Here is a 14972-nt window from a genome sequence, read left to right on the forward strand (position 1 = left end):
CGTCGCCGCGTATCCGGCCCCCCGCACCGACATCCCCGAGCGCTCCCTGCGCATGCCCTTTTGGAGTACGCCATGCCATACACCGCCTACCACCGCTCACCGATCCGATCCGTGCTGCGCGCGAGCACCGCCATGGCCGCCTCGGCGCTACTGCTGGCCGCCGCGGCCTGCGGGGCCGACGGCGCCGAAGACCAGGGCTCCACAACGGTCACCGTGCAGCTCGACTACCAACTGCGCGGCAATCACGGCATGTTCCACGTCGCCCAAGAGGAGGGCTACTTCGAGGACGCCGGGATCGAGGTCGAGGAGATCACCACCGGCTCCGGCTCGCCCGACGCCCTGCGCACCGTCGGCAAGGGCCAGGCCGACTTCGGCTTCGCCGACCTGCCCTCCCTGGTCACAGCACGTTCCCAAGGTGTTCCCGTGCAAGCCCTCGCCGCGGTCAACCAGGTCTCGCCGCTGGGCATGTGCACGCTCGAGGACAACGTGCAGCTGAGCTCGGTCACGGACCTGCGCGGCCTGAAGATCGGGGTGCACCCCGCCGGATCGACCTACATCTTCTACGAGGCCATGATGGCCGCCAACGACCTCGGCCGGGACCAGGTCGAGGAGGTCACCGTGACCCCGCCCTACGAGAACTATTTGCTCGAAGGGCAGGTTGACGCCGTCATCTGCTACGTCGACGCCGAAGTTCCCCTTCTGCGCCAGCATGCCGGCGGCGAAGGCTCGCTCAGTGTCCTGCTCGGTGCCGACGCCGGCTACGACGCCTACGGATCCGGCCTGACCACCAATGACGACATGATCGAACAGAACCCCGAAACGGTGCAGGCGTTCACCGACGCCTACCTCAAGGCCTTCGAGTACGTCGCCGACCACCCGGATGAAACCGCGGAGATCCTGGCGGCTTCCGCACCGGAGCAATCAGACAACGCCGCTCTCTTCCAGAAACAGCTGCAGGCCGACATCGATCAGACCTTCACCAGCCCCGCTACCGAGGAGAACGGTCTGGGAGCGATGGAACAGCAGCGGTGGCAGGCGACCGTCGACATCCTCGCCGAACAGGACGCCCTGAAGGGACAGGCTCCGCCGGTGGAGGAGGTTTACGACCCCTCGTTCCAGGAGTCCTACCACTCCGGGAGCTGACCGGATCGCAACGCGCCGCACGCTGAACGCCGACACGAAGAGGCGAAGAACCTGATGACACACACCACCGGCGGCCGCGGCCGCCACGCCGAGATCGCGGGCGCGGGGTTCGCAGGGCTGACCGCGGCAGCGGCCCTGGCCCGTCTCGGCTGGACGGTACGCGTCCACGAGAAGGGCGAACATCTCCGCGAGCAGGGCGCCGGCATCGTGCTCTGGCACAACAGCATCCGCGTCCTGGAGGCGATCGGGGCCTACGAGGAGGCCGCGGCGGACTCCATGACTCCCCCGTACTACGAAACGCGGATGCACGGCCAGACCGTGTCCAAGGAGGACTTCGGTGGCCTGCCCTGGCGGACCATGAGCCGCCCGCACCTGCACCGCTGCCTGCTGGAGGCGGCGCGGCAGGCCGGGGCGGAGATCCGCAGCGGCTCGGAAGCGGTGGCCGCCGACCCCGCCGGGACCCTCACTCTGGCTTCCGGGGAGACCCGGGAGGCCGACCTGGTCGTCGGCGCCGACGGAGTGCGCTCCCGAGTGCGCGACTCGATCGGTTTCGAGCAGGACCGGTGGAAGTCCACCGACGGGATCATCCGCTTTCTCGTACCGCGGCACAAGACCGAATTGGGGCCCGGCGAGTGGGACAACGTGATCGATTTCTGGAATCTGGAGCCGCGCTACCTGCGCGTCCTCTATGTGCCCTGCAACGAGCGCGAACTCTACATCGCACTGGGAGCTCCCCGGTCCGATGAGCAGGGCAGCCGCACCCCCATCGACCTCGACCTGTGGACCTCGGTCTTTCCGGACCTGGCTCCGGTGCTGCGCTCGGCTGCCGTCGCCGAGGACGCCCGTTACTACGGCTACCAGACCACGCAGCTGCACAGCTGGACCAGCGGGCGGGTCGCGCTGGTCGGGGACTCGGCCCACGCCATGTGCCCGGCGCTGGCCCAGGGCGCAGGGACCGCGATGGCCAACGCCTACACCCTCGCCCAGGCTGCGACCGCCGCAGACCCCGGCTCCGCGGCGGTCACCGGCGCCCTGGCCGAGTGGGAGCGGCGGGAACGGCCCATCACCGACCGCTGCCAGCGCCGCTCCGCCGATTACGCCGCCACACGCCGGATGTCACAGGGCCATCAGTTCGGCCCCGAAAACCTGGAAACCGCTGTTTACGACCCCACCGATCCCCGACGCCACACCGCCGGGGCGCACTAGCCGGACCGTTCCGGCACTTCGCCTGCGGCCCGCCGACCGCAGCGACAGCCATCGTGAGAGGAGCACCGGCCATGACCGGCGCAGCTGAAGTCGAAAAGCACTACCGGGTTCGCCGCTGGGTGGGCACCGTCGAGGAGATCGTGCACGAGAACGGGCCCCGGCCCGACGAACCCCTGGTCAAGGCGGCCTGCGGCGTCGTGATCGGCAATCCTTTCGCCGGCTCCTATGCCACGGACCTTTCGGCGCTGACCGCTCCCAGCGCCGCCCTGGGCACGGAGCTGGGTCGGCGGGCCGCCGCGCTGCTGGGCGACCGCGAGGTGCAGAGCTACGGCAAGGGCGGCATCGCCGGAGTCAACGGCGAGCAGGAGCACGTTGTGGCCTGCGTGACCACCGTCTTCGGCGATGCCCTGCGGGCGGCGGTGGGCGGAGGCACCGCCTGGATCTCATCGGCTACCAAGACCGCTGCGCCGGGTACTCCCATCGACATCCCGCTGGCGTTCAAGGACGAGATCTACGTGCGCTCCCACTACGACGCGATCACGCTGAGCGCGCCCGACGCTCCACGCCCCGACGAACTGCTGATCTGCGTCGCCGTGGCCACCCGCGGGCGCGTTCACCACCGCGTCGGCGGCCTCGACGCCGAAGAGGCTCGGGCGGCGTCCTCCTCCTGAGCACGGTTCGAAACCACAGTTCCATTCGCACCACCCCGCACGGAAGGTCCGCCATGTCCCACAGCGACGCCCTGTACAGCCAGGACGAGTCGATCGGCAACGTGCTGTGCGAACTCGCCCGTGCCCACCGGATCCTCGAGTTGGAGGGGCACGGCGACATGTCCATGGGCCACCTCTCCTACCGCGATCCCCACGGCCGCGGACTCTGGCTCAAACAGGGCAATCTCGGCTTGGAGGAGGTCGAGGGCCACCACTTCGTCCTGATCGACTTCGACGGCAACGTGCTGGAGGGCCAAGGGCTGCGGCACCTGGAGTGGCCGCTGCACGCCGAGATCATGCGCGCCAGGCCCGACGTGGCCGTGGTCGGGCACTCCCACGCCTTCTACGCCACCGTGTTCGGCGCAACGGACGGCGAAATCGGCCCCTACGTCAACCACGCGGTGTGGTTCGCCGACCACGGCGTGCCCCGATTCAGCGAGACCAGCCACATCGTCACCACGCCGGAGCTGGGCAGGGCCGTGGCCGCCGCCCTCGGCCCGGCCGAGGCCGTCCTGCTGGCCAACCATGGGATCGCCTTCGTCGGCAAGGACGTCGGCGACGCCACCCTCGCCGGGATCTTTTTGGAGTGGGCGGCCAAGGCGCAACTGGCGCTGCGCTCGTCCGGACTGGCACACACGCCTCCCGACGCTGCGGAGACCGTCGACAAGCACCGGCGGATCTACCCCCAGCGAGCCCGCAACAACTACTGGATGTACTTCAACCGAAAGCTCGACGCGCACGAGACCCGGCGCTGAAAGCGTCCGCGGCGCCCCGCGCCGACACGACTCGCATAGGAGGAACCGCCATGAACGTCCCCGGCATCTGCGCCGTAATCGGCTCGGGCACCATGGGCCCCGGCATCGCCGCGCTGCTGGCACGCCACGGAGCCGACGTCCGCCTCAACGACATCAGCCGGGAGGCCCTCGACCGCGCCGAATCCGCATGCACGGCCGCCGCCGGCGCACTCGACCAACTCGGCACGCCCGTCACCGAGGGCGGATCGGTCTCCTTCGAGCTGGACGCGGCGGCGGCCCTCGACAGCGCCGAACTGGTCATCGAGGCCGTACCCGAAGAGATCGGACTCAAGCGCCGCGTTCTAGAACAGATCGAGGCCGCTGTGGGCACCGACGTCGTGATCGCGACCAACACCTCCGGCATCCCGATCTCGGACATGGCCGCCGCCATGGAACACCCGCAGCGCCTGATCGGCATGCACTGGTCCAACCCGCCGCACCTGATCCCGATGATCGAGGTGATCCGCGGCGAGCGGACCGACTCCGCAGTCGAGACGGCGACCGTGGCGATCGTCGAGGCGCTCGGCTATAAGGCGGTGATGGAAAAGGAGGTCCCCGGATTCGTGGAGAACCGGGTGCTCTACGCGATCATGCGCGAGTGCCTGTCCCTGCTCGAACAGGGCGTGGCCACCCAGGAAGACATCGACACCTGCGTGAAGTGGGGTATCGGCTACAAGCTGGCCGTGATCGGCCCCATGCGTCTGCTGGACATGGCCGGCCTCGACATCTACTCGTCGGTGTCGGGCTACCTCAATCCCGACCTGTCCGATGAGAAGGGGATCTCCCCCATGGTGACGAAGCTTACGGAGCAGAACCGCCTCGGGATGAAGACGGGGGACGGGATGTACCCCTACGCCGAGGGAGAGGTCGCCGCCAAGCGCACCGACATCCTGCGCGGCCTTGTCACCGTGCGCAAGGCGCTCTCCGAGATCACGCCGGTCTGAGGCGGACCGATGACCGAACCCCTGTCGTTCACCCGATCCGCGCCCGCCGAGCTGTGCTATCGCGAGCAAGGCTCGGGGCCGAACGTGGTACTGCTGCACGGCACTACCGCCAGCCTGGGCGTATGGGATCCGGTGGTGGAGCTGCTGGGCAGCGGTGTCCGCACGATCGCACTCGACCAACGCGGGCACGGCCGCAGCGCCAAGCCCGCCGACGGTTACACCGCCGACCGCTTCTGCGCAGACGTAGGCGCCCTCCTCGACGAACTCGGCTGCGACAGGGCGGTGCTCTGCGGCCACTCGCTGGGCGCCCGCAACGCGGTGGCGCTCGCCGCCGAGCGGCCCGAGCGCGTGGCGGGTGTGGTCGCGGTCGACTACACGCCCTACGTCGAGCCCGCCGTGCTCGACGACCTCGAATCGCGCGTACGCGGGGGCGACCGGCTCTTCGATTCCGCGACCGAAGTCGAGGAATACCTGCGCAACCGCTACCCGCGCACACCCCGCGAGGCCCTGCGACGCAGAATCGCCTACGGCTATACCCGCGTCGACGGCGGCCTGCGCGCACTGGCCGACCCCGACGCGATGCACCAGACGGTCCAAGGTCTGCGTACCGACTTCGCCGAGGCGATGCGCGACGTGGCCGTCCCCGTCACCCTCCTGCGCGGCGAAGCGAGCCGGATCGTCTCCGAGCGCGCCTTCGCCGCAACCAGGCGATTACGTCCCGACCTGCGGGCGCTGGAGGTGGCCGAGGCCGACCACTACGTTCCCGAGCAGCATCCGCGGACCGTCGCCGACGAGATCACCCGCCTGCTGGAGGAAGCGGAGCGAGGCACCGCGCCGCTCTCGCTATCCGACACCGACCACCGAATAGGAGACGAACCATGCCTTTGAACATCCGCGACCTCTCGATCGCCGCCGATCAGTTCGAACAGGGTGAGCGGATCCCCGACGTCCACGTCGGAAACGGCGGCGATACCGCACCCGACCTGGAGATCTCCGGAGTCCCGGACGGGACCGTGGAGCTCGCCGTCGTCTGCCACGATCCCGACGCGCCGCTCCCGCGCGGGTTCACGCACTGGACGGTTTACGGGATCGCGCCTTCCACCGCCCGTATCGGCGGGAACGGCGGAGGCTCCGACCGCCGCGAAGGCCCCAACACACTCGGGGAGAACGCCTACACCGGTCCCAACCCTCCCCCCGGCCACGGCACGCACCACTACTACTTCTGGGTCTACGCGCTCGACACCCGAGTCGACGGCGCACCCTCGCGCGAGGCGTTCCTCGCCGACTACGCCGGAAACATCATCGAGCAGAACCGGATCGTCGGCATCTACTCGGCCTGAGGCCGGGTGGAGGTGCGCCCGCCCCGTGCGGGCGCACCTCCACCCGCATCGGAGCTTCCCGGTCCCCGGCCTCTGGCACTCTGTGAATGCCCGCCAGCGCGGCCCGGACGCCGCACGACCAAACAGGAATGAAGAGAGGAGGGGGACGCAGTGACAGAGGTGCGAGGCCGCACCCCCGGCGTGGACAGCGCGCGCCGGGTCCTGAAGGCACTGCTCCAGTTCTCCGAGCAGTCTCCCGAGCTCACCGTAGACGACGTCGCCCAGGGCGTCGGCATCTCCACACCCTCCGCCTACCGGTTCCTGTCCCTGCTGCGCGAGCTGGACCTCGTCGAAGACAACGACGCGGGCGGCTACGTCCTCACCCCGCGCATCCTCGCCCTCGCCGAGACCGCCGAACGCAGCATGCGCATGTCCCACGTCCTGCGCCCCATGGTGGAACGCCTTTCCTCGGTCACCGGGGAGACCGCTCTGGTCATCCGTCGCGCCGGCGACTTCGCCACCTGCACGGAGATATCCCAAGCCGACCGGTCCATCCGGCTGTCGTTCCGACCCGGCCAGACCATGAGTCTGCACCATGGCGCGGGTCCCAAGGCGCTGCTCGCCGGTATGGGCCGGGAGTGGGCCGAGCGCTACTTCGACCGGCTGGACAACCGGCCTCCTCCCGCCGAACGCGATGCGGTGCTGGCCGAGCTGCCGCTCATCACGGCGCAGGGCTGGTCGCAAAGCGTTTCGGAGGTGGACGAGGACGTCTGGGCGGTAGCGGCACCCATCACGGTGTCGAACCGGATGGTGGCGGTGATCAGCGTCGCCGGCCCCCAGTACCGAATCGACGAGGAACGCGCCGCCCGCATCCGCGAGGAAGTCGTCAACGACGCCGCCGAGGTCTCACGCAAGTTGAGCACCTGGCGTGATTGAGCCCGCAGAGGCGCCGACCGCCCGCCGCCCTTACCCCTGGCCTGGAGCACGCACCGGGCCCTGGCGAGCGGGGGGGTTCCGAACATGCGGCACCGCCCGCTTCACGGCTACGGCACAACACCGAAGGCAGGATGGTATGAGTACACCGGTTCCGTTCTGGGTCGCGGGCACCCCACGCCACAGCACCGAGTCCACACCCATCACCCACCCTTACGACAACGCCCCCGTCGCCCGCGCCTCCATCGCCACCGACGCCGACGCGGCCGAAGCGACCGCGGCCGCACACGCCGCCGCCGAACCCTTCGCCCGCGCCAGTGCAGCACAACGCTCCCGCTCCCTGGACCATGTCGCCCGCCGCCTCACCGAACGCACCGACGAAATCGCCGAGCTCATCACCGCCGAAAACGGAAAGCCCCTGCGCTGGGCACGGGCGGAGACCGGCCGTGCCGCCTCGGTATTCCACTGGGCGGCCGAGGAAGCTCGCCGCTTCGGCGGAGAGTGGCAACGCCTCGACACCGACCCCCAGTCACCCGGCGGAGTCGCTTTGGTCGCCCGGCACCCGCGGGGACCCGTCCTGGGCATCACCCCCTTCAATTTCCCCCTCAACCTCGTGGCGCACAAGGTCGCACCGGCACTGGCTGTGGGCGCCCCCATCATCGTCAAACCCGCCCCGGCCACGCCCTTGAGCGCGCTGCTTCTAGGAGAACTGCTGGCCGAAACCGCCCTTCCCTCCGGTTCCTGGTCGATCCTGCCTCTGCCCAACGACCGCATGCCCAGACTCGTCGCCGATACGCGCCTTCCGGTGGTGTCCTTCACCGGATCAGGACCCGTCGGCCGATCCATCCGCGAGGCCGTTCCGCACAAGCACGTCACCCTGGAGCTGGGCGGCAACGCCGCAGCGGTCGTTTGCGACGACTGGTCCACCCCCGCAGACCTCGCCTGGGCCGCCGACCGCATCGCGGTATTCGCCACCTACCAAGCCGGCCAGTCCTGCATCGCGGTGCAACGCGTCTTCGCCGACAGCACGATCGCCGCCGAACTCACCGAGCGGGTGGTGCAGCGTGTCGCGACGCTGGCGACGGGAGACCCGCGCGATGAGCACACCCAGGTCGGGCCGCTCATCGACGAGGAGGCCGCCCGCCGCGTGGAGCAGTGGGTCGCCGAGGCCGCCGACGCAGGCGCGCGCATCCGTACCGGCGGTCACCGCACCGGCGCCGAATATGCGCCCACCGTGCTCACCGGTGTGCCGTCCACGGCCAGACTGGCCTGCGAGGAGGTCTTCGGCCCGGTCCTCACGATCGACGAGGTCGACGGGCTCGACGAGGCGTTCGACCGGGTCAACGACTCCCGGTTCGGGTTGCAGACCGGGGTGTTCACCCACCGCAGCGACTCCGCCTTCGCCGCGCTCGCCCGGCTGCACGTGGGCGGCGTCGTCATCGGCGACGTGCCCAGCGTCCGCGCCGAACACGTGCCCTACGGCGGCGTGAAGGAATCGGGCGTGGGCCGCGAAGGGGTAATGGCCGCCATGACCGACCTCACCGAACCACGTGTCCTGGCCTTCCCCGGCGTATCCCTGTAGGGACGGCGGAATGCTCAGCTCACGATCATGAGGCCCATAGCAAGGCAGCACGTACCTCATAATCCGGTCATCGGCGAGATCGCCCGAGCGCACGCCGAAACCCCGGCCCAGGTGATGCTGCGCTGGCACCTCCAGCAGAACCGGCAGGTCATCCCCAAGTCTGTCACGCCCTCGCGCATCGCCGAGAACTTCGACGTCGTCGACGTCGCACTCACCGCCGACCGGCTCACCGCCATCGACCGGCTCGACACCGGCGTGCGCGGCGGGCCCGCACCCGAAGACGTCACCCGCCAGAACTTCGGAGTCGACATCCCGCAAGCCTGACCCCGCCCGACCCGCCCCACGAAGACCGGGCGGGCCGGAACCCGGGCAGAACCGGTACCGTGCCGCACCGCGCGGTCCGGCGCCGGCATCACTCCGCCGGCGCCGCCTTGGGCCGGCCCAGCTGCGCGCCTCCGGCCGCGAGGTCGGCGACGGCGCCCACGGTGGCGAACTCGACACCGTAGGCCGCGATGCGGTCCAGCCACTCCTCCAAGCGCAGCAGCCGGTGGCCGCGGCCGATCACCTGGGGGTGGCAGGTGACCGTGAGCACGCCCTGCTCGGTCTCGCGCAGCATGTAGCGCAGGTCCGCCTCCCAGTCGGCGAACATCCGCTCGGCGTCGCCCAGTCCGGGCAGGGTGCGCGCGGGCGAGCTGAGGAACTCCAGGTGCGGCAGATCGTCGAGGGTCCAGCTGACCGGAACCTCCACCAGCGGGGTCTCCTCTCCCCACCGCGCGCTGTCGGCGTCCACCCGGTCGCCGATGCGGCACCGGTAGGGGGCGTAGTCGTGGCCCATCAAACTGCTGTCGTAGCGCAGCCCGCGCTCGTTGAGCAGCGCCACGGAGTTCTCCGACAGGTCCCAGGCCGGCGCGCGGAACCCCGCGGGCTCGACGCCCGCCGCTTCCCGCAGCGCCTCGACCGAGCGGTCCAGAACCGCCCGTTCGGCGCCCTCGTCCAGGGCGGCGACGTTCTCGTGGGCGTAGCCGTGCAGGGCGATCTCGTGTCCGCGGTCGCGGATCCGGCGGCACAGGTCGGGGTAGGTGCGGGCGGTGTGGCCGGGCACGAACCAGGTCGCCGGCAGACCGCGCCGCGACAGCAGGTCCAGCAGGCGGGGCACGGCCACCGCGCCGAACTCCCCGCGCGAGCGCGGTGTCGCCGACAGCTGGCCGCGGTCGACCCACACCGACAGCGCGTCGAAGTCGAACGTGAGGCAGACGTATCCGTGCGGCATCGCGCGGCTCCTTTCAGGCCGGCGGGAGCGCGGCGTTGCCGGCTCCCACTCCACCGTCGACGGCGACGGTCGTACCGGTGATCCACTCGGCGCCCGCCGAGCACAGGTACGCCACGGCCGAGGCGACGTCGTCGGGCACGCCGGGCCGCGGCCAGGGCCGCCCGGCCTCGACGGTCCGCACGTACTCGGCGCTGAGCGGGTTGAGGTCGCTGCCGACCTCGACGAAGCCCGGGGAGACGGCGTTGGCGCGGATGCGGTGCTCGGCGAACTCCAGGGCCAGCGCCCTGGTGAGCATGGTCAGCCCGGCTTTGGAGGTGCAGTAGTGCGCCGCTCCCCGCCGCGCCCGGTCTCCGGCGCCGGAGGTGATGTTGACGATGTCTCCCGGCCGGCCTTCGGCGACCAGCGCGCGGGCGAACTCGGTGGACAGGGCGAAGGGGCCGTCGAGGTTGGTCGCGAGCACATCCCGCCACTCGGCGTCGCTCATCTCCAGAAGCGGCCGACTGGGATACATTCCCGCCGCGTTTACCAGCACGTCCAGCCCGTCGGCGTGCTCCCAGGCGGTGCGCACGCAGGAGCGGGCCGATTCGGGGTCGGCGACGTCGGCCGCGACGGTGCTGACACGCTCGGGAGCCGCGAGCTCCTCGGCCGTGCGGGCGCATCGCGCCTCGTCGCGGTCGCTGAGCACGACCCGCGCGCCCTCGGCGAGGAACCGGCGGGCGATCGCCCTTCCGATGCCGCCCGACGCCCCGGTGACCAGCACTGTGCGACTCACGCTTCCTCCTGGATCTCGTGGCGGTTCATGCCCCGGCGCAGGGCCAGGTACTGCGGTAGCGACAACGGCGGCGGCGACGCGTGCAGCACCCGGCGGGCCTCGCGGGCGCCGTCGGCGAGCAGGTCGACGACGGCGCCCGCGAGGTAGAGCGCGGGCTCGACGGCGGCGGCGCGGTGGTCGACGATCCGGTAGCCGGTGCTGTGGTGGTCGCCCTCGGCGCCGCCGCTGTAGGGGTGGGAGACGGGCATGACGTGGGCGAGGTCGCCCATGTCGGTGCAGGCTCCCAGGTGGCGGCCGCGTGCGGTCGCCTCCGCGCCCATGAGGGGGTGGGCGTTGCGCGCGACGACGTCGTCCAGCCCCGGTGCGGACGTCAGCGGGAGGTAGGCGAGCAGGGTGTCGGTCTCCACCCGGGCGCCCAGCGCGAGCGCTCCGGCGCGTGCCGCGCGGGTGAGTGCCTCGGCGGCCCGCTCCAATCCCTCGACGGTGCGGGCGCGGACCATGGTGTGCAGCACGGCCGATGCGGGCACCGAGCCGAGTGCGCCCGCGTCGCCGGTGATCCGGTAGTTCAGCCGCACGTCGTCGCCGTCGGGGAACGTCTCGCGCTGAGCGTCGACGGCGTGGGCGGCCACGGTGGCGGCCTTGAGGGCGTTGACGCCCAGCCACGGACTGGAGCCTGCGTGGGCGGAGCGGCCGGTGAAGCGGGCGCGCACCACGCAGGAACCGTTGAGGGTGTCGCCCACGGAGAAGCGCGGGCCGCCGCCGCGCCCGGTGTGGGCGAGCAGGGCCATATCGACGTCGTCGAAGGCGCCCAGGCGCAGCAGTTCGGCCTTGCCGACGGGGAACTCGACGCGGTCGGAGCCGCCGGCGGGTGCGCCGGCGGCGTCCATGATCCCGTCGACGTCGCCCAACTCTTCGGCGGGGGCCGCGATCAGCGCGGCGGAACCGTCGAGTTCGGCCATGACCTCGCCCAGTCCGATCGCGGCTCCGGCGACCGCCGCGAGCTGGGCGTGGTGGCCGCAGGCGTGCGCCGCACCGGTGGCGGGGTCGGCCAGCGGGTGCTCGGGCAGGGTGAGCGCATCGAGTTCGCCGACCAGCGCCACGCGCGGGCCCGCACCGCCGCCGGGCAGTACCGCCTTGACCCCGGTGCGGGCCAGCCCGGTACGCGGCTGCAGACCCGCTTCGGTCAGCCAGGCGGCGAAGCGCTCCGCGGTGGCGTGCTCGGCATAGCCCGGTTCGGGGCGGCGCATCAGCTCGTCGCTCAGGGCGGCGATCTCCTCGGCGCGGCGTTCGACGGCAGCGTGCGCGGCCGCCTTCAGGCGCGGGGCGGTACCGCTCATGGGCGCCCGCATCGGCGGGCGGGCGCGCCGCCGAACGCCGCGTGCTCAGCTCGGATGATCACGGCAGCCAGTATGGGGGCGGCGGGTGCCGCGTGGCCTCATGCCGGGCTCCGAACTTCCGGCGTGCTCCTTGTCCGCAGGTCCAAACCGGCGCGGCGCAGGCACACGGCTGCGACCAGCCGATCGTCGGGGTCGTCCAGGTCGATCCCGCAGATGGGATGCATCCGGCGCATCCGGTAGCGCAGCGTGTTGGGGTGTACGTGCAGTGCCCGCGAGGCGGCGATGATGTCGCCGAAGGCGTCGAAGTAGGCCGCCAGGCTCGCGGCGTAGGAGGTGTGGTGCCGGCTGTCGTAGTCGAGCAGCCGGGGCACCGGCCCCTCGGAGAAGCGCGGGTCGGCGGCCGCCGCGTCGGCGAGCACCAGTGCGCCGGCGGCGGAGCGCACGTCGTCGAACACCGCCACGCAGGTGTGCGCGGCGCCCCGGTTGCGCAGCACCCGCAGCACGAGGTCGGCTTCGGCGAGGGAGTCGGGCGCTCTGCCGGTTTCGGGTACGACTCCGCCCAGCGCGCCCAGCACCGCGCAGCCGGCCGCAGCCGCGGCGCGGTCGAGGACCTCGCGGGCGGCGCGGGCGAGCTCGGCGCAGCCGCGCCCCGCCACCCCGCACAGCAGCACGTCCACGCGCCCGCGCGAGGGCACCGGCACTGCGGCGCAGTCCAGGGCGGGCAGATGCACGCACAGCAGGTCGGCGAACGCGCGCGCGTCGTGGGTCCGTTCGCCGGCGAAGACGCAGCTGAGGACGGCGCAGGGACCGTCCGCGCCGATGTCGAGCCACTCCAGGGCCTCGTTCTCGGTGGTGGTTCCGGCCAGAAGGCGGCGGGCGACGGACTCGGCGGCGCGGCGGCGGGTCTGGGTGCGCACGCCCAGCCGGGACAGGTACTGGCCGGCCGAGGCTGCGGCGCGGCGCAGCACCAGCGCCGCGTCGTCGGGAAGCGGGGTGTCGCGCTCGGCCACCCAGATCGACCCGAGGATCTCGTCGCCCGAGCGCACCGCCACCGCGATGCGCCGGTTGACGCCCTCTTCGGGCACGGCCGGGATGTCGACGACGTCGTCGCCGCGCCACAGGCGGCGGTAGACGCCCTGATCGCGCAGCCGCGCCCGGTACCAGGTGGGGCCGCGCTGGTCGAGGGCGGCCTGGCGGCGCATCGCGTCGTCGGACTCCACGAGCCGGGAGGAGGCCAGTACCTCCTGCTGCGGGTTGAAGATCATGACCGAGCCGCCGACCGACTCGCACAGGGCGTTGGCGAAGACCGCGAGCTCGCGGGCGGGCGGCCCCGACGAATCGGCGTCCAACTCGGCTCCGGTGGTGGTGAGCAGACCGCGCAGCTGTCCGGAGAACTGCGCCCAGCCGATGCCCGGCTCCAAGCCCAGCAACGCGACCCCGGCGCGCCGGGCCGGCGCGCTCAGGCGCTCGCGCAGCTCGGCCGTGCCCCGTACGACCACCGCCGCGACGCCGCACCGGGCGGCCTCCTCCAGCACCGCTTCGGCGCCCGATTCGTCGAGGCCCACAGCGAGCAGCAGGTCGCCGGGCCCGGCGGAGAACGTGTCGGCGGCGTCGTGGATCACGACGTCGTGGCAGCACACGTCCGCGTCAGGCGCGTCGGCCCACACCGACAGCACGCTCACGCCGATGGCGTCCAGGACGGTGCTCAGCGGCGGCCCCTGCATATGCCCACCCCCTTGTCGCCGACGACAAGTCCCGACCCGTTCTTCATATCAGCGCATCATTACAGCGCGATGATCACTCGCCGACACTGGCGGCCAGGTTTCGGCGAAGGAGGCAAGGTCCATGGTGGAGGGGTTCACCGCAGCACTGCGCGCACTGGTCGAGGCGGAGTCGCCGTCAGCGGACCTGCTCGCGGTCGAGGAGTGCGGGGATCGCCTGGCCGCTGTCGGCGAGTCGATCACCGGCGCGGCACCGGAGCGCATCCCCCTGGAGGGCGGCCCTTCGGCGCTGATGTGGCGCCGGGGCGAGGAGGACGCGCCCGGACGGGTCCTGCTGCTGGGCCACCGCGACACCGTGTGGCCGCGGGGCACGGCCGCGCAGCGCCCGATGGCCGCCGAAGGCGGTCGGATCCGCGGCCCCGGCGTCTTCGACATGAAGGCGGGACTGCTCGTGGGCCTGTACGCCCTGGCGCGGCTGGATCCGCGGGTGCCGGTCACACTGCTGGTCACCGGCGACGAGGAGATCGGCTCAGCGTCCAGCCGCGAGCTGATCGAGGCCCAGGCGCGCGAATGCCAGGCGGTGCTCGTGCTCGAAGGGGCGGCCGAGGGGGGCGCGCTCAAACGCGCCCGCAAGGGATGGTCGATCTACACCCTGCGCTGCCGGGGCCGCTCGGCCCACGCCGGGTTGGAGCCGCACAAGGGCGCCAACGCCCTGGTGCGCATGGCCGAGCTCGTCGCCGAGGCGGCGCGCATCGAGGCCCCCGACCGGGGGCTGACCGTCACACCGACGCTGGCGCAGGCCGGCCAGACCGTCAACACCGTCCCGGACTGCGCCGAGCTCCACCTGGACGTGCGCGCCGCCCGCTCCGCCGACCAGCACAGCGTCGACGGCACCATCCGCGCCCTGGCCGCAGCTCCGGGCGAGGTCGCGGTGGAGGTCGAGGGCGGGCGCAACCGGCCGCCGATGGAGGAGGACGCGGCGGCCGCGTTGCTGGAGAGGGCCGCTCGCCACGCCCGCGAGCTGGGCGAGCGGCCGTTGGAGTCGGCAGCCGTGGGCGGCATCTCCGACGCCAACCTCTGCGCCGCCATGGGGGTGCCCACCCTCGACGGCCTGGGCGCTGTGGGCGGGGGACCCCACGCCGAACACGAGTGGGTGGACATCGACGCCACCCTGCACCGGATTCCGCTGATCTCGGCGCTGGTGGACGGCCTTGCCGAACACCCGCTTCCGGACCGCTGAA

Annotated in this window: 15 protein-coding genes; 11 read left to right on the top strand and 4 right to left on the bottom strand. The window is 71.7% G+C overall.

Going from position 1 to position 14972, the window contains the following annotated elements; genetic code table 11:
• The first annotated feature begins 72 nt into the window (after positions 1-72).
• The 10 genes from HNR25_RS01510 (at position 73) to HNR25_RS01555 (ending at position 8955) form a co-directional block, all read left to right on the top strand.
• Positions 73-1143: an ABC transporter substrate-binding protein gene (locus tag HNR25_RS01510; protein WP_184632779.1), complete on the top strand. Its 1071-nt coding sequence runs from the start codon at positions 73-75 to the stop codon at positions 1141-1143.
• Between the two features lie 54 nt (positions 1144-1197).
• Complete coding sequence (locus HNR25_RS01515; protein WP_221457404.1) at positions 1198-2349, top strand: FAD-dependent oxidoreductase; 1152 nt, start codon at positions 1198-1200, stop codon at positions 2347-2349.
• Between the two features lie 71 nt (positions 2350-2420).
• Positions 2421-3020 carry an amino acid synthesis family protein gene (locus HNR25_RS01520; protein ID WP_184632781.1) on the top strand — a complete coding sequence of 200 codons (600 nt, stop codon included), beginning with the start codon at positions 2421-2423 and terminating at the stop codon, positions 3018-3020.
• 53 nt (positions 3021-3073) lie between these two features.
• Positions 3074-3814 carry a class II aldolase/adducin family protein gene (locus tag HNR25_RS01525; protein WP_184632783.1) on the top strand — a complete coding sequence of 247 codons (741 nt, stop codon included), beginning with the start codon at positions 3074-3076 and terminating at the stop codon, positions 3812-3814.
• Positions 3815-3864: 50 nt separating this feature from the next.
• On the top strand, positions 3865-4797 hold the full coding sequence (locus HNR25_RS01530; protein ID WP_184632785.1) for a 3-hydroxyacyl-CoA dehydrogenase NAD-binding domain-containing protein: 933 nt from the start codon (positions 3865-3867) through the stop codon (positions 4795-4797).
• Positions 4798-4806: 9 nt separating this feature from the next.
• A complete protein-coding gene (locus HNR25_RS01535; protein WP_184632787.1) occupies positions 4807-5685 on the top strand; it encodes an alpha/beta fold hydrolase in 879 nt (292 codons plus the stop codon).
• The gene (locus HNR25_RS01540; protein WP_184632789.1) at positions 5676-6137 is read left to right on the top strand and encodes a YbhB/YbcL family Raf kinase inhibitor-like protein; all 462 of its coding nucleotides are present in this window, start codon (positions 5676-5678) and stop codon (positions 6135-6137) included. Before HNR25_RS01535 ends, HNR25_RS01540 begins: the two co-directional genes overlap by 10 nt.
• A gap of 150 nt (positions 6138-6287) precedes the next feature.
• A complete protein-coding gene (locus HNR25_RS26710) occupies positions 6288-7052 on the top strand; it encodes an IclR family transcriptional regulator (RefSeq protein ID WP_221457405.1) in 765 nt (254 codons plus the stop codon).
• 136 nt (positions 7053-7188) lie between these two features.
• A complete protein-coding gene (locus HNR25_RS01550; protein WP_184632791.1) occupies positions 7189-8631 on the top strand; it encodes an aldehyde dehydrogenase family protein in 1443 nt (480 codons plus the stop codon).
• A gap of 27 nt (positions 8632-8658) precedes the next feature.
• On the top strand, positions 8659-8955 hold the full coding sequence (locus tag HNR25_RS01555; protein ID WP_184632793.1) for an aldo/keto reductase: 297 nt from the start codon (positions 8659-8661) through the stop codon (positions 8953-8955).
• An 88-nt stretch (positions 8956-9043) separates the two neighbouring features.
• On the opposite strand, the gene HNR25_RS01560 is transcribed toward HNR25_RS01555, so the two are convergent.
• From HNR25_RS01560 to HNR25_RS01575, 4 genes are all read right to left on the bottom strand, one after another.
• Positions 9044-9901 (bottom strand): polysaccharide deacetylase family protein, encoded by an 858-nt coding sequence (locus tag HNR25_RS01560; protein WP_184632795.1) that lies wholly within the window; start codon positions 9899-9901, stop codon positions 9044-9046.
• 13 nt (positions 9902-9914) lie between these two features.
• A complete protein-coding gene (locus HNR25_RS01565) occupies positions 9915-10673 on the bottom strand; it encodes an SDR family NAD(P)-dependent oxidoreductase (protein ID WP_184632796.1) in 759 nt (252 codons plus the stop codon).
• Positions 10670-12010: a M20/M25/M40 family metallo-hydrolase gene (locus HNR25_RS01570; protein ID WP_246463497.1), complete on the bottom strand. Its 1341-nt coding sequence runs from the start codon at positions 12008-12010 to the stop codon at positions 10670-10672. The genes HNR25_RS01565 and HNR25_RS01570 overlap by 4 nt, the downstream gene beginning before the upstream one ends.
• 98 nt (positions 12011-12108) lie before the next feature.
• Positions 12109-13734: a PucR family transcriptional regulator gene (locus tag HNR25_RS01575; protein ID WP_184632800.1), complete on the bottom strand. Its 1626-nt coding sequence runs from the start codon at positions 13732-13734 to the stop codon at positions 12109-12111.
• 121 nt (positions 13735-13855) lie between these two features.
• Here HNR25_RS01575 and HNR25_RS01580 point away from each other — a divergent pair, with 121 nt between their 5' ends.
• A complete protein-coding gene (locus tag HNR25_RS01580) occupies positions 13856-14971 on the top strand; it encodes a M20/M25/M40 family metallo-hydrolase (protein WP_184632802.1) in 1116 nt (371 codons plus the stop codon).
• Position 14972: the final 1 nt, after the last annotated feature.

The sequence above is a fragment of the Streptomonospora salina genome, from assembly GCF_014204715.1.
Lineage (GTDB): Bacteria > Actinomycetota > Actinomycetes > Streptosporangiales > Streptosporangiaceae > Streptomonospora > Streptomonospora salina.

Bases quoted from the DNA above. Each gene is read 5' to 3' on its own strand.
- HNR25_RS01510 (WP_184632779.1), top strand. From the start codon at position 73: ATGCCATACACCGCCTACCACCGCTCACCGATCCGATCCGTGCTGCGC.
- HNR25_RS01515 (WP_221457404.1), top strand. From the start codon at position 1,198: ATGACACACACCACCGGCGGCCGCGGCCGCCACGCCGAGATCGCGGGC.
- HNR25_RS01520 (WP_184632781.1), top strand. From the start codon at position 2,421: ATGACCGGCGCAGCTGAAGTCGAAAAGCACTACCGGGTTCGCCGCTGG.
- HNR25_RS01525 (WP_184632783.1), top strand. From the start codon at position 3,074: ATGTCCCACAGCGACGCCCTGTACAGCCAGGACGAGTCGATCGGCAAC.
- HNR25_RS01530 (WP_184632785.1), top strand. From the start codon at position 3,865: ATGAACGTCCCCGGCATCTGCGCCGTAATCGGCTCGGGCACCATGGGC.
- HNR25_RS01535 (WP_184632787.1), top strand. From the start codon at position 4,807: ATGACCGAACCCCTGTCGTTCACCCGATCCGCGCCCGCCGAGCTGTGC.
- HNR25_RS01540 (WP_184632789.1), top strand. From the start codon at position 5,676: ATGCCTTTGAACATCCGCGACCTCTCGATCGCCGCCGATCAGTTCGAA.
- HNR25_RS01550 (WP_184632791.1), top strand. From the start codon at position 7,189: ATGAGTACACCGGTTCCGTTCTGGGTCGCGGGCACCCCACGCCACAGC.
- HNR25_RS01555 (WP_184632793.1), top strand. From the start codon at position 8,659: ATGAGGCCCATAGCAAGGCAGCACGTACCTCATAATCCGGTCATCGGC.
- HNR25_RS01560 (WP_184632795.1), bottom strand. From the start codon at position 9,901: ATGCCGCACGGATACGTCTGCCTCACGTTCGACTTCGACGCGCTGTCG.
- HNR25_RS01570 (WP_246463497.1), bottom strand. From the start codon at position 12,010: ATGAGCGGTACCGCCCCGCGCCTGAAGGCGGCCGCGCACGCTGCCGTC.
- HNR25_RS01575 (WP_184632800.1), bottom strand. From the start codon at position 13,734: ATGCAGGGGCCGCCGCTGAGCACCGTCCTGGACGCCATCGGCGTGAGC.
- HNR25_RS01580 (WP_184632802.1), top strand. From the start codon at position 13,856: ATGGTGGAGGGGTTCACCGCAGCACTGCGCGCACTGGTCGAGGCGGAG.